This is a genomic window from Francisella frigiditurris, from assembly GCF_001880225.1.
Lineage (GTDB): Bacteria > Pseudomonadota > Gammaproteobacteria > Francisellales > Francisellaceae > Francisella > Francisella frigiditurris.
Genome location: NZ_CP009654.1, coordinates 307,722 through 323,823, shown reverse-complemented (window position 1 = coordinate 323,823; position 16,102 = coordinate 307,722). Strand labels below are relative to the sequence as shown.

The window sequence follows — 16,102 nt, the reverse complement described above, 5'->3', positions numbered from 1 at the left end:
AAAAATTATATACCATTTAGTTTAATTTTGTTTTAAGAAAATTAAAATTATGCATAGTGGAATATATTCATTTTGCCAGATTGCTAACTTCAATAAAATAGCAGTAGACCCCAAGCAAATAATCCACGAATATGCAGAGCCAGATGGCAATATTTCACAAGTAAATCTCTTAAGGGCAATCAAGGCTCAAGGCTTTAGAGCAAAGGCGGTTGACTTAAAGACTGAGTATTTTAATCCAAGAACTTTCCCTGTGATTTTGCAAGATAAACAAGGTGAGTATTTTATCTTAGCAGCTATTAATAAAGGTCAATATCTTGTGTTAGTGCAAGGTCAACAAAATGTCAAACCTTTGACACAAGAAGAGTTCAATGAAGTTTATGCAGGTAAAGCAATTTTAGTTACCCATAAAGGTAATGAAACATCTCAGGAAGATTCATTTAATATTAAGTGGTTTATTCCAGCATTATGGAAATATAAACATATATTCAGAGATGTATTAATAGCATCTTTGTTTTTACAGTTATTTGGACTAGTAACCCCATTCTTCTTTCAGGTAGTTATGGATAAAGTAATTATGCATAATGGTCTGACAACACTTAATACATTAGCAATAGTATTTTTTGTTGTGGCAATATTTGAAGTTATATTTGGTGGTATTAGAACATATCTATTTAGTCATACTACATCAAGAGTTGATGTGGTCTTAGGTTCTAAGCTATTTAGCCATTTACTTAAGTTACCATTATCTTACTTTGAAACACGTCAAGTAGGACAGAATGTAGCAAGAGTAAAAGAACTAGATAAGATAAGAAGCTTTATTACAAGTACAGCACTTACTTTAATAATAGATCTATCATTTACATTTATATTCATAGCAGTGTTATTTATGTATAGCTGGCAACTAACATTAATAGTATTAGCAACTATCCCAATCTACTTTATATTATCAGTATTTATAACACCTATATTAAAACATCGCTTAGATAAGGTTTTCTATACTGGAGCAAAGAACCAATCTTTCTTAACAGAATCTATAACAGGTATTCAAACAGTAAAATCTAGTGCTATTGAACCACAGATGCAAAGAAAGTGGGAAGATAACCTAACAGAGTATGTTAAGGCATCTTTCAGATCTCAGAACTTAGGTAATGTAGCAGGACAGATAGCAGAGTTAGTTAATAAGTTAACAACTATAGCAATCATCTTTGTTGGGGCACATATGGTTATAGCTGGTCACCTTACAGTTGGTCAGCTAATAGCATTTAATATGTTAGCAGGAAGAGTAACTCAACCAATCCTTAAGCTTGTAAACATCTGGCAAGAATTCCAACAGGCTGGAGTTTCATTAAAGAGACTAGGAGATATATTAAACACTCCTACAGAGACTAGTAACAAATCAAGTAAGAGTGCATTACCTACATTTAAGGGTCAGGTTAGTTTTGTAGATGTTAAGTTTAGATACTCTGCTGATACTAGACTTATATTAGATGGAGTTAATCTTAATGTAAAAGCTGGAGAGTCTATAGGTATAGTAGGACGCTCTGGTAGTGGTAAGAGTACTTTGACAAAACTTATTCAAAGATTGTATCAACCAGAAGCTGGTAAAGTGTTAGTAGATGGAGCAGATTTATCTACTATAGATACAGTATGGTTAAGACAAAACATAGGGGTTGTTCTACAAGAGAGCTTTATGTTTAACCGTAGTATTCGAGAGAATATTGCCTTAACTAATCCAAGTGCGAGTATGGAGAGTGTAGTAGCTGCTGCTAAGTATGCAGGGGCACATGACTTTATCTTAGAGTTAAAGGATGGTTATGACACAGTTATCGAAGAAGGTGGAGCAAACTTCTCAGGTGGACAGAAACAAAGATTATCTATAGCTAGAGCATTAATCAATAATCCTAAGATTCTAATATTAGATGAAGCAACATCAGCACTTGATTATGAATCAGAGAAAATCATTCAAAAGAATATGGCTAAGATAGCTAAAGATAGAACAGTGTTTATCATTGCTCATAGACTTACAACAGTACAAGACTGTGATCGTATTATCTATATGGATAAGGGTACAGTTGTAGAAGATGGATCTCATAGTGAGCTATTAGCTAGAGGTGGACATTATGCTGAACTTTATAATGCTCAACATAGAGGAGAGGTGTAATGTCTAAGCTATTGGATTTTTGGAAGAATCGTAAGACCTTAGCAGAAGAAGATAATGCTAAGAAAGATGCATATAGCTTTTTACCTGGAGTATTAGAAGTTACAGATAAGCCACCACATCCTTTGATGAGGAAAGTTCTATATTGTCTAATATTCTTAATAGTATTTGTAATACTATGGGCAGCTGTTTCTAATATAGATATTATCACCTCAGGTCAGGGTAAGATTATTCCAAGTGGAGATGTTAAGACAATCCAATCATCAGAGAAAGGAACTGTTATAGGAGTGAATGTTGAGAATGGTCAGTTAGTTAAGAAGGGTGATATCTTAATGACATTGGAATCTGACTATACAGAAGCTGATATTAATAAACTACAAGAAGATGTTGAGTTTTATAAACTAAGAATAGCCAGAGAACAGACTTTTTATGAAATGATAAAGAGTAATCTTAGAGAACAAATTCCATACGATAAGATTAAGTTTGATGTACCAGAGGGTGTTACAGATCAATTAGATATTGAACAATCAAAGAGATTGTTATGGCAACAATGGCAATCTGGTATTGCTAAGCTTATGACATTAGAAGCAACCCTTGATTCAAAGAAGACAGAACAAGAGATAAGTATGAATAGGACTGCTCAACTAGAGCAGACTGTGAAGATTATCAAAGAGAAGACAGATGCCTATGCAAACCTGCTAAAGAAGAAAGCTGTATCAAGGATGGATTATTTAGAGACTAGAGAGAAGTATCTAAATACTTATTATGAACTTGAGACAGAGAGAAAGAGAGATAAACAATTAGAAGCAGAGATAGCTGAAGCTAGAAGTAATCTAGAGTCATTCAAATCAGAAACATATCTAGAGACATTAAAATCAATCAGACAAGATACAAAAGATCTATATACATCAGAACAAGAATTACATAAAGCCACTACATTAAATGGTAAGAATCAAATTAAGTCACCGATAGATGGCATAGTGCATGAATTAAAGATACATACTATAGGGGCAGTAGTTAGTCCGGCAGAGGTATTAATGCAGATAGTACCATTAGATCAGAAGCTACAAGCTGAGGTGTATGTTAAGAATGAAGATATTGGATATCTAAAGAGTGGTCAAGAGGCTGAGGTTAAGGTCAATACATTCCCATTTGCTGAGTATGGAGTACTACATGGGACAGTGGAGAAGATCTCTGGAGATGCTATAGAAGATGAGAGATTGGGCTTAGTGTATAAGCTAATAGTTTCCTTAAATGATAATACCTTACACAAAGATGGTGAGAGCTATAAGATAGTACCTGGAATGGCAGTAGTAGCAGAGGTTAAGACAGGAACCAGAAGAGTGATAGATTTCTTCACAGAGCCACTTACAAGAGGTATCGATAACAGCCTTAGAGAAAGATAATATAAAAGAGATTTCGTATAAGTTAGAAGGATATGAAAATGAATTTAAGAAAAGTATTAATAAGTCTGTTGCTATTGTTGCTGACAATAGAGTTTAGTTATAGTCTTGGAAATAGCTATAAATCTCAGATGGCAGATATGGCTAAAAATTATGCAGAGAAGAAATATGATAGAAAGTACAAAGTAGAAAGAAGTTATGATAATGGGTTATCTGTTGTATTAGAAGAGTATGAAGGTACAAGTTGGTTTACGAGTAGAAAAGTAAATGAATGTACTGTATATCTAACAAATGTAGTCGGTACAAGTGCAATAAATGCAAATCCAACGGTGCCAAATATAGCAGGTGAATATAATGTTAATGATGATAGTTGTGGTGAATCAATAATAATATCAAAGATAAAAAAATATATACAAGATAGCCTTATATCTAAATACTATACATCCGATAAAATAGATTTTTCTTTAAAAATTAGAAGTGAGGGTGAAAAGTTTGATACATCTAACACAAGATATCCCCATTCGGAGAGATATTTTCAATTATACAATGTAGGGGGAGATTGGAATTTAAATGGAGAAGAATGGCTAGAGAAATATAAAGCTAAAATACAAGTAAATAATATGAGTATAAATATCTACGAACAACCAGAAAATGCTGAGAATATAGCCAAGGCAATCGAGTTTAGCTATGAGCTGGACAAATATTTAAAAGGCTTAACAGATAGCCATAAGATAGAAAATATATATGTATACATGACAGATCTAACTCCTAAAGAGTTTGAAAAAGAAGGTGGGTTTGGTTCAAATAGGAATAAAGATAGAAAAGAATACCCTAGAGGAAAATTTAATTTCTATTTTGCATTTATTGATGCGCGTTTTTTACGATATGTTCCACAGAGTGTCAAAGATTTAGATAAGATATATGAATATAAACAAATAACAAGCTCAAATATATTTGAATTTGTTAGGTTAGCTAATTCAAATAGAAGTGATATGTCTTTTATTAAAGATACAAAATACTATCAACCAGTCAAAGAAATATTAGCTTCAAAATTAAATAGTAAATAAAAAAAGGGTATACAAATGAGCATATATAGTTTAACAGATAAAGATGCAGCGATATTAAGTGAAATTTCTTATGCAGTAGAGCTTTTTTATAAAGATAGTGCTAGTAGCCTTAAAGATCAAACATTAGATAGTATTTTTTATAATAGCGATGATAGTTTAAAAAATGAGAGAAGTGTACAGAAGTTAAAAGAAGTTTTAAATTAAGAAAGGAATTAGAAATAATGAATTTAAGAAAAGTATTAATAAGTCTGTTGCTATTGTTGCTGACAATAGAGTTTAGTTATAGTCTTGGAAATAGCTATAAATCTCAGATGGAAGAGATGGCTAAAAATTATGCAGAGAAGAAATATGATAGAAAGTACAAAGTAAAAAGAAGTTATGATAATGGGTTATCTGTTGTATTAGAAGAGTATGAAGGTACAAGTTGGTTTACGAGTAGAAAAGTAAATGAATGTACTGTATATCTAACAAATGTAGTCGGTACAAGTGCAATAAATGCAAATCCAACGGTGCCAAATATAGCAGGTGAATATAATGTTAATGATGATAGTTGTGGTGAATCAATAATAATACCAAAGATAAAAAAATATATACAAGATAGCCTTATATCTAAATACTATACATCCGATAAAATAGATTTTTCTTTAAAAATTAGAAGTGAGGGTGAAAAGTTTGATACATCTAACACAAGATATCCCCATTCGGAGAGATATTTTCAATTATACAATGTAGGGGGAGATTGGAATTTAAATGGAGAAGAATGGCTAGAGAAATATAAAGCTAAAATACAAGTAAATAATATGAGTATAAATATCTACGAACAACCAGAAAATGCTGAGAATATAGCTAAGGCAATGGAGTTTGGTTATGCTTTAGATAAATATTTACATAATTTGACAACTAGCCATAAGATAAATGGTATGTATATATACTTGTATACATATAACAAAGATTATGTTGTTAAGCATGGTGGAACAATATGTTATACACGATTAACTGGTGATAAGTATTATAAATATTTACGTAATTATTTTTTTACACTAGGAGATGGCGGCTATAAAGGTTATGTACCTATAACAAGTTCAAATATATTTGAACTTGCTTATATAACAAGTTCAAATAGAGAAGATAATATTTTGATTAAAGATACAAAATACTATCAACCAATTAAAGAAATATTAGATTCAAAATTAAATAAGTAAAAAAAGGGATATATAAAATGAGCATATATAGTTTAACAGATAAAGATGCAGCGATATTAAGTGAAATTTCCTATGCGGTAGAGCTTTTTTATAAAGATAGTGCTAGTAGCCTTAAAGATCAAACATTAGATAGTATTTTTTATAATAGCGATGGTAGTTTAAAAAATGAAAGTCTAATGGTAGATAGAAATGGTGGAGCTAAAACAAATCTTATAGAAGGAATGCAAAATAACCCTGAGTTATATCGAGAGGTATTGAAAAAATATACTTTAGTTGAGACCACAGCAACTACTGGTGGTAATTATGAAACTTATCAAGGCATAGTAGTTTTAAATAATCACACTAATGCGATCACATTTGTAAGCAAAGGAACAGATACTGCTATTATTGGTAATGAAAGCATTTCTCCTGATGTGCAAACAGATATAACCTTAGCTAGTGGTATAGTGCCAGACTATATGTTAGAGGCTAAGGAATTTTATCATGATGTTTTAAAACAACAGAAAAATCCTAATGTTTTTAAAGTTCCGCTACAGCCTGAAAGTATTAATAATATAAACACAACAGGACACTCTTTAGGGGCAACAGGGGCAGATGTAATTGCCTTAGAGGCAGCAGCTGGAAGAGCTACAGTACATTCAGATATTAAGTTTGAGGGTTATGGAGTTAAGCAGCTTCTACAAGGGCCTAATGCGCATATTAATAATATTTTTGAGAGTTTATATAATGATACTGCAAGTGTTTTAGATGTTAAGAACCATTTAGATAGCTTAGCAGATTTATCTAGCTTATTGTCAGAGACTGAACTTGCAGATATGCCATCAACATTAGTTGATAGTATTCAGGATTTTGCAAATTCAGCATTAGAAAATTTAAATAATTACGCTCATGAATCTGGTTTAACAGTATCAGAAGCTATCGATCAAGGTTTGAAGATAACAGCCTTAAATTCAGATATTCAGTCAATATTTAATGATAGTGTAGCTGAGCTAAAAGCGGGTTATGCTAAGTATCAAGATGTTTTGGACAAGTCACGTACTTATGTCCGTGGTAATGATATAGTGGCTGAGGGAAATCTTGTGTCTACACATAATGGTCAAGTAATAGAGCTTAAATCAAATTACTCATGGACAGAGGGTTTTGCTGATTTAGGAGGAGATGTTAATTTGCATAGTATGCATAACTATATTTACGATAGTTATAATGCAGAAGGGATGCTTAAGTACACAGGAAATATAGGTTATTTGGACGTTGAAGTTGTCAATAATCATTTTAAGCTAGAATATGTTGATAAAATAGCTAGTTTGGGAGAACAATTAAATGAAGGTGATTCATCACAATCATCTGAAATTACTATATCAGATACGCTTGAAAAACTTGAGACTACAGTAGAGGCTATACAGTTACGAGACTCTTTTGAAAAGAATATTTCAGATTTTAATAAGGTTTTTGGCCCTTATCAAAATGAGACTAATATCATTGATGGAATTCAAGAATCATTTAATAATAACTATGAAGAAATAACAACTTATCAAGATAAACTATTAGAAGATTACTTCAAGCAAGATTTATTTAATAAGCAACAGGATATATCAGATATAGATATAGCCTTGCAGGATGGTTCTAATTTAACAATATTAGAGCAGCTTAATCAAAATAAAGATAAATATGATTTAATTAAAGAATTAGAAATATCTAAAGATGATTTCAATACAAATCTAGAGCAAGAAATAGCTGAATTTGATGCTGCTATAGATATTCACTTTGATTCTCAGTTACAAATTGATGGAGCAGATGCCCTAGTTATTGACGTTAAGAGAACAACTTTAAAAGGGATATTAAATAATAGTGATGCTAATTTTAGAGATATTAGTGATATTGCAAGTTATGAACCAGCAGTTATTGAAGCAACTATAGATAATTTATCGGATCATTATTTACAACCTTTGGAAGATTTGGCTCAGGAGTTAAGTGATCAAGTAGAAGGATTAAATGAAGAAATTATTAGCCTATCTCAACAGATTGACATAGCAGAACAAGAAAATCCTGAAGCTGATATGAGAAGCTTAAAATTAGAGCTTTTACAAAAAAATAGTAATAGACAAAAGATAATTAATCAACTTAAAGAAAATACAGCAGAATTTAAATCAGAGCATAGCAAAGTAGCTAGCATATTAGGTGTAGATGATTTTGCCACAGTAATATTAAATAATCGTAAACAAGAATATTTAGATGCTGCAAGAGTTGATAATGCAGGAGCTCCAGAATTAAGTCAAGAACAACAAGCTTTAGAGAAAATAGCTGATGATTTAGCAGATATAAACCGCACTTCACAACAGGGTCAAGCATTTAGAGGAGATCCGTTAACTTTTGATTTAGATGGTGATGGTATTGAAACAGTATCAGTAAATAATGGTGTACTTTTTGATCATGAAGCTAAGCAGGTAAGAGAAGGAACTGGTTGGGTAAGTGCAGATGATGGGCTCCTAGTTCGTGATTTAGACGGCAATGGTACTATAGACAGTGGTAGAGAATTATTTGGAGATAATACTCTTAAAGCAGATGGTACAAAAGCAGCTCATGGTTTTGAAGCATTGGCAGAATTAGATAGTAATAATGATAGTACATTTAGCTCAAGTGATGCAGCATTTAATGATCTGAAAATATGGCAGGATAAAAACCAAGATGGTATTTCTCAAGCGAGTGAATTAAAAAGTTTATCAGAAGCTGGTATAGCGAGTATTGATTTAGGACATGAGAGCATTAACAGAGCTACTGATGGAGGAGTAATATCTGATATAAGTACATTTACTAAAACAGATGGAACTACTGGAGAAATTGGAAATTTATTTTTAGATAAAGAGCCAGCAAGAAGTGAGTTTACAGATGAAGTTGCTATTTCTGATGAAGTGTTAAGTACAGGGATAGATATTAGAGGTATAGGAGCTGTTAGAAACTTAAGCCATGCAGCTAGCTTAAATCCAGATTTGGCAGAAATATTAGCTCAGGTTTCGGAAAACCCTACAAGTGGATTGAAAACACGAAGTATAGTTAGAGAATGGACAAAGTCAGCAAATTTTTCTGATACGTTAAATTTAGAGAGCTTAGTTTTAGAAGATGGAACAAGCTTTAAATTTGAAATATCTGATGAAACTAGAATTAAGCTTGAAAGTATTCAAACTTTAGAAACATTTACCGGTAACAAAATTATTCAAGCGAGTGTTGATGGTGATCAACTTACAATGACTTATGGTAGTGTAACTATGAATTATGCTATTACACTAGGACAAAAGAATATCATTAGTGATAGAGTTTTTTCTAATGGTTGGATTCCGATTGATAGAACACAAGCTTTAAATATAGATCAAATAGGAAGTGGTTATGACACTATATTTAAAAGTGTTGAGCAATCAATATTTAACCAAGCTATTTATCCACATTTATTAGAGCAACTACAATTTAATGATGATGTATCAGTTAATTTTGATGGGGTTAATGAGTTTATTAATCAATCAATATCACAAGAACCCGTTGAAGGGTTGCATTTATTGTTAAGAATAGAAGAGTTAGCTAATGGGTTAACTAAAGAAGGCTGGAAGTTCAATAAAGACTATAAGTCTATATTAGAGAGTGTAATGGATACAGCTACAGATCAGCAGATAATAGAACTAAATGCTGCTAATTTACAGTTAGAAGGGCAAACTCTTTTGGTTGGAAATAATAGTAATAATGATTTATTCGTAGATAGTATTAACATCTCTAGAGATAATATTATTTTTGGAGGAGCTGGTGATGATAAGCTTAGAGGCATTGGAACATTAATTGGTGGAGAAGGAAATGACGAGTTAAATACGCAAAACTCTAATAGTACATTAATTGGTGGAAAGGGTGATGATACTATTAATATTACTCATTTAGGAGGAGGAATATCTAACAATGTAATTAAATATGACCTTGGTGATGGTTTTGATACGATAAATAGTTGGACAATTAAGGAAACAGCAACAGAAAAAATAGTTTTTGGAGAAGGAATTTCTAAAGAAGACTTAAACTTAAGTTTTTCAAAACAAAGTACTGATCCTACGAGGTGTGATTTACTTATAACTATAAAGGGTGATCCAACACAAGGGATGTTATTAAAGGATTTCTATAGTCTTGGAGTTACCTTTGGAGTAGGAACTTTTGAGTTTGCAGATGGTACTGTCTTAAGTAGGGATGATGAAATATTTAAGCCTACAATAGTTGGTACTGATGGAAATGATAGGATAGCTTTAACAGGATTTAATGAGGTTGTTACAGCTGGCGTAGGACATGATTTCATAACTAATATTGCCTGGAATGATACATCAAAAGATACTATTAAATATAATCTAGGAGATGGTTTTGATACGATTATTCTAGAAACATTTGGCTCTCCAACGGATGTTATAGAATTTGGAGCAGGGATATCAGCATCTGACTTAAGTTTTAGAAAAAATAGTAATAGCTTAATTATTCAAGTTGGAGATGATCCTTTTCAGGGTATGGAGATTAAAAGTTTCTATGCAAATACCAATAAAATAAAAGAATTTCAATTCTCAGATGGTACAGTATTAGCAACAGATTCAGATGTTTTTGATTTAGATATAGTTGGTACAGATGGCAATGATATTCTTAATGCATCATCTAGTGGAGGTGATGTTATTATGGGTGGAGAAGGTAATGATCGTATTAATTTGGATTGGAGCTCGAGAAATACTATAAAATATAATTTAGGAGATGGTTTTGATACTATCTATAGCTCTAGTTCTAGTTCTTCACAAGGAAATATTATAGAGCTTGGAGCAGGGATATCAGCATCTGATTTAAGTTTTAGAAAGAAAGGTCCTGACTTAATTGTTCAAGTAGGAGATAGCCCTTCTCAGGGAATGGAGGTTAAAAATTTTTATGATAGTAAAAAGTTAAAAGAATTTCAATTCTCAGATGGTACAGTATTAGCAACAGATTCAGATGTTTTTGATTTAGATGTTGTTGGTACAGATGGTAATGACACTCTTAGTACATTATCTGGTGTAGATAATATTGTTATAGGTGGTAAAGGTGATGATAGTATTAATTTAGCTAGCAGTTCTACTAATGTTATTAAATATAATTTAGGAGATGGTTTTGATACTATAAGCACTAGCTGGACTTCAGAGCCAACAGATACTATAGATTTTGGTTCAGGAATATCAGCATCAGATTTAAGCTTTAGAAGAAATGGCTCTAGCTTAATTGTTCAAATAGGAGATGATCCTTCTCAAGGTATGACAATTAAAGATTTTTATACAACTCGTAAAAGAATAAAAGAATTTAGCTTTTCAGATGGTGAAATATTAACAACTGATTCAAATATTTTTGATCTAAAAGAAGTTGTTGGTACAGATGGGGATGATACCCTTAGTACATTATCTGATAGTGATGATGTGGTTATAGGTGGAAAAGGAAATGATCGAATAAGCCTTAAGGGTTCTTCGACACATCTTGTTAAATATAATTTGGGAGATGGCTTTGATACTATAAGTACTGGTTGGACATCTCAATCAACAGACGCTATAGAGTTTGGTGAAGGAATATCTGTATCTGATTTAAGTTTTAGAAAGAATGGTTCTAACTTAATTGTTCAAGTAGGAGATAGCCCTTCTCAGGGAATGGAAGTTAAAAGTTTTTATGATAGTAAAAAGTTAAAAGAGTTTCAATTTTTAGATGGCACGGTATTAACAAGAGATTCAGATATCTTTGATTTAGATGTTGTTGGTACAGATGGTAATGACACTCTTAGTACATTATCTGGTGTAGATAATATTGTTATAGGTGGTAAAGGTGATGATAGTATTAATTTAGCTAGCAGTTCTACTAATGTTATTAAATATAATTTAGGAGATGGTTTTGATACTATAAGCACTAGCAGTACTTCAGAGCCAACAGATACTATAGATTTTGGTTCAGGAATATCAGCATCAGATTTAAGCTTTAGAAGAAACGCCTCTAGCTTAATTGTTCAAATAGGAGATGATCCTTCTCAAGGTATGACAATTAAAGATTTTTATACAACTCGTAAAAGAATAAAAGAATTTAGCTTTTCAGATGGTGAAATATTAACAACTGATTCAAATATTTTTGATCTAAAAGAAGTTGTTGGTACAGATGGAGATGATACCCTTAGTACATTATCTGATAGTGATGATGTGGTTATAGGTGGAAAAGGAAATGATCGAATAAGCCTTAAGGGTTCTTCGACACATCTTGTTAAATATAATTTGGGAGATGGTTTCGACACTATTTCTGGAAAATGGGATGTAGCTCGTTCAGATATCATAGAATTTGGTGAAGGAATAAATCTATCAGACTTAAAATTTACTAGGGTTGCATATGATTTGAGGATTCAAGTGGGAGATGATCCTTCTCAAGGCTTAGGAATTGACTATTTTTATAGTGGTTCAGCTAAGTTAAAAGAGTTTAAGTTTTCAGATGGAAGTACTTTGGCCGCAGATTCAGAAGTTTTAAATATTAAAACTATATTAGGTACAGATGATAGTGATGTTCTATTTGTTAATGGCGAGGATAATACGATTGAATCTGGAGCAGGTGATGATTATATAGACCTAGGAAATGCTAACAGTAGTACAGTAAGATATAGTTTAGGAGATGATAAAAATATTATCATTGATTATTCTAAGAAAGCATTGTCTGATTTTGTGGAGTTTGGAGAGGGAATATCTCCATCTGATTTAACTCTTAGTAGAAATGTCGATAACTTATTTATTCAAGTTGGAGATAACATTACTCAAGGAGTTGAAATTTGGGGCTTTTATACAGATGTGAGTGAGCAAGGTTTTAAGTCAAACGTAAAAAGTTTGAAATTTTCAGATGGAACAGTTGTATCACTAGAAGAGATTTATTCGAAAGGGATAGATCAAATTAATGAAGAGCTTCAAAATATGGGGCAGCAGGAAGTTATACCTGAACCGACATTTATAGGCACAGATGCTAGTGAGACAATAAATGGAACTAATGATGCAGTAGATGTTGTATATGCTGGAGCAGGAGATGATACGGTTTATTTAGGCTCAGGAGATGACATAGCAGATGCTGGTGATGGTGATGATGTAGTTAAAGCTCTAAATGGAGGTAATAACACTATAGAAGGCGGAGCTGGCAATGACACTATAGAGGTAGGAGCTGGAGATGACATATTATCTGGAGGTTCAGGTAATGATACTATCAAAGCTGGAGAAGGTGATGATGTTATAACTGGTGGTAAGGGAGATGATATTATCCATGGGGAATTAGGTAATAATACAATCCATTATGATCTAGGTGATGGCTTTGACACTATAGCAGGAGCTAAACAAAATATTACAAATCAATCAGATAGAATAGTATTTGGTGAAAATGTCTCTCAAGATGATGTTCAATATCTTCAAAGAAATGAAGACTTGTTTGTACAAGTTGGTTCAGATCCGGAACAAGGTCTATTAATTAAGAAGTTTTATGCTACAGATGGAAATCAAACTAAAGTAACAGGTTTTGAATTTTCAGATGGTAGCTTTAAATCTATAGATGATGTTCAGCCAATAACTCTAGGCACAGATGCTAGTGAGACGATAAATGGAACAAATGATGCGGTGGATGTTGTATATGCAGGAGCTGGAGATGATACAGTTTATTTAGGTTCAGGAGATGACATAGCAGATGCTGGCGATGGGGATGATATAGTTAAAGCTCTAAATGGTGGTAATAACACTATAGAAGGTGGAGCAGGTAATGACACTATAGAAGTAGGAGCTGGAGATGACATATTATCTGGAGGCACTGGTAATGATACTATCAAGGCTGGAGAAGGCGATGATGTTATAACTGGTGGTAAGGGAGATGATATTATCCATGGGGAATTAGGTAATAATACAATCCATTATGATCTAGGTGATGGCTTTGACACTATAGCAGGAGCTAAACAAAATATTACAAATCAATCAGATAGAATAGTATTTGGTGAAAATGTCTCTCAAGATGATGTTCAATATCTTCAAAGAAATGAAGACTTGTTTGTACAAGTTGGTTCAGATCCGGAACAAGGTCTATTAATTAAGAAGTTTTATGCTACAGATGGAAATCAAACTAAAGTAACAGGTTTTGAATTTTCAGATGGTAGCTTTAAATCTATAGATGATGTTCAGCCAATAACTCTAGGCACAGATGCTAGTGAGACGATAAATGGAACAAATGATGCGGTGGATGTTGTATATGCAGGAGCTGGAGATGATACAGTTTATTTAGGTTCAGGAGATGACATAGCAGATGCTGGCGATGGGGATGATATAGTTAAAGCTCTAAATGGTGGTAATAACACTATAGAAGGTGGAGCAGGTAATGACACTATAGAAGTAGGAGCTGGAGATGACATATTATCTGGAGGCACTGGTAATGATACTATCAAGGCTGGAGAAGGCGATGATGTTATAACTGGTGGTAAGGGAGATGATATTATCCATGGGGAATTAGGTAATAATACAATCCATTATGATCTAGGTGATGGCTTTGACACTATAGCAGGAGCTAAACAAAATATTACAAATCAATCAGATAGAATAGTATTTGGTGAAAATGTCTCTCAAGATGATGTTCAATATCTTCAAAGAAATGAAGACTTGTTTGTACAAGTTGGTTCAGATCCGGAACAAGGTCTATTAATTAAGAAGTTTTATGCTACAGATGGAAATCAAACTAAAGTAACAGGTTTTGAATTTTCAGATGGTAGCTTTAAATCTATAGATGATGTTCAGCCAATAACTCTAGGCACAGATGCTAGTGAGACGATAAATGGAACAAATGATGCGGTGGATGTTGTATATGCAGGAGCTGGAGATGATACAGTTTATTTAGGTTCAGGAGATGACATAGCAGATGCTGGCGATGGGGATGATATAGTTAAAGCTCTAAATGGTGGTAATAACACTATAGAAGGTGGAGCAGGTAATGACACTATAGAAGTAGGAGCTGGAGATGACATATTATCTGGAGGCACTGGTAATGATACTATCAAGGCTGGAGAAGGCGATGATGTTATAACTGGTGGTAAGGGAGATGATATTATCCATGGGGAATTAGGTAATAATACAATCCATTATGATCTAGGTGATGGCTTTGACACTATAGCAGGAGCTAAACAAAATATTACAAATCAATCAGATAGAATAGTATTTGGTGAAAATGTCTCTCAAGATGATGTTCAATATCTTCAAAGAAATGAAGACTTGTTTGTACAAGTTGGTTCAGATCCGGAACAAGGTCTATTAATTAAGAAGTTTTATGCTACAGATGGAAATCAAACTAAAGTAACAGGTTTTGAGTTCTCAGATGGTAGCTTTAAATCTATAGATGATGTTCAGCCAATAACTCTAGGTACAGATTCTAGTGAGACGATAAATGGAACAAATGATGCAGTAGATGTTGTATATGCAGGAGCTGGAGATGATACAGTTTATTTAGGTTCAGGAGATGACATAGCAGATGCTGGCGATGGGGATGATATAGTTAAAGCTCTAAATGGTGGTAATAACACTATAGAAGGTGGAGCAGGTAATGACACTATAGAAGTAGGAGCTGGAGATGACATATTATCTGGAGGCACTGGTAATGATACTATCAAGGCTGGAGAAGGTGATGATGTTATAACTGGAGGTCAGGGAGATGATGCAATCTCTGGAGGCGAAGGCTCAGATACTTATAGATATTCTCAAGGAGATGGTAATGATACTTTAAATGTATCATCTAATGATGGAACTATGGACACATTAGAGTTAACAAATATTGATCATGACGCTATTAATTTAAGTAGAGATGGGGAAGATTTACTAATTAGTTTTGATAGTGATCCATTAGGCTCAGTAATAGTAGATGATTATTTTTCTAGTCAATATACAAATCAAGGTTTAGAGATAGATGCTAATGATGGATTTGCATTAGATTTATCAGCTAACTCAAATAAGATAGCAGAGCTATTAGCAGCCTCTGGAGCAGATGATATAGATATGGATGGAGGAAGTGTAGATGGAGTTCAAACTACTACTAAACTAAGTTCATCTGAATTAGCTGATCTATGGTTACCTAAAGAGAGTGCTTGATAAAAATCTTATAATTAATCAACTATGTTATTATAAATACAATATCGACTATTTTGATAAAATATAGTTTTGATTTGTACGACTTTTTGTACGACTGACTAATTTATAAAAAATAGAAGTGTTGATA

At 32.8% G+C, this 16,102-nt stretch carries 6 protein-coding genes; all 6 read left to right on the top strand.

Annotated elements, in window-relative coordinates:
• Positions 1 to 49 precede the first annotated feature (49 nt).
• From KX01_RS01680 to KX01_RS01655, 6 genes are read left to right on the top strand one after another with little or no spacing between them, the layout of a single operon-like run.
• On the top strand, positions 50 to 2,161 hold the full coding sequence (locus KX01_RS01680; RefSeq protein WP_071663347.1) for a type I secretion system permease/ATPase: 2,112 nt from the start codon (positions 50 to 52) through the stop codon (positions 2,159 to 2,161).
• Complete coding sequence (locus KX01_RS01675; protein ID WP_071663346.1) at positions 2,161 to 3,564, top strand: HlyD family type I secretion periplasmic adaptor subunit; 1,404 nt, start codon at positions 2,161 to 2,163, stop codon at positions 3,562 to 3,564. The genes KX01_RS01680 and KX01_RS01675 overlap by 1 nt, the downstream gene beginning before the upstream one ends.
• A gap of 38 nt (positions 3,565 to 3,602) precedes the next feature.
• A complete protein-coding gene (locus tag KX01_RS01670) occupies positions 3,603 to 4,628 on the top strand; it encodes a hypothetical protein (RefSeq protein ID WP_071663345.1) in 1,026 nt (341 codons plus the stop codon).
• Between the two features lie 15 nt (positions 4,629 to 4,643).
• Positions 4,644 to 4,832, top strand: coding sequence for a hypothetical protein (locus tag KX01_RS01665; RefSeq protein WP_071663344.1), 189 nt, complete (start codon positions 4,644 to 4,646; stop codon positions 4,830 to 4,832).
• Between the two features lie 17 nt (positions 4,833 to 4,849).
• The gene (locus tag KX01_RS01660) at positions 4,850 to 5,830 is read left to right on the top strand and encodes a hypothetical protein (protein WP_071663343.1); all 981 of its coding nucleotides are present in this window, start codon (positions 4,850 to 4,852) and stop codon (positions 5,828 to 5,830) included.
• Between the two features lie 17 nt (positions 5,831 to 5,847).
• Positions 5,848 to 15,975, top strand: a complete 10,128-nt coding sequence (locus KX01_RS01655) for a calcium-binding protein (RefSeq protein WP_071663342.1) — start codon at positions 5,848 to 5,850, stop codon at positions 15,973 to 15,975.
• Positions 15,976 to 16,102 lie beyond the last annotated feature (127 nt).

Excerpts from the sequence above, each read along its gene's own strand:
- KX01_RS01680 (WP_071663347.1), top strand. The coding sequence starts at position 50 with ATGCATAGTGGAATATATTCATTTTGCCAGATTGCTAACTTCAATAAA.
- KX01_RS01675 (WP_071663346.1), top strand. The coding sequence starts at position 2,161 with ATGTCTAAGCTATTGGATTTTTGGAAGAATCGTAAGACCTTAGCAGAA.
- KX01_RS01670 (WP_071663345.1), top strand. The coding sequence starts at position 3,603 with ATGAATTTAAGAAAAGTATTAATAAGTCTGTTGCTATTGTTGCTGACA.
- KX01_RS01665 (WP_071663344.1), top strand. The coding sequence starts at position 4,644 with ATGAGCATATATAGTTTAACAGATAAAGATGCAGCGATATTAAGTGAA.
- KX01_RS01660 (WP_071663343.1), top strand. The coding sequence starts at position 4,850 with ATGAATTTAAGAAAAGTATTAATAAGTCTGTTGCTATTGTTGCTGACA.
- KX01_RS01655 (WP_071663342.1), top strand. The coding sequence starts at position 5,848 with ATGAGCATATATAGTTTAACAGATAAAGATGCAGCGATATTAAGTGAA.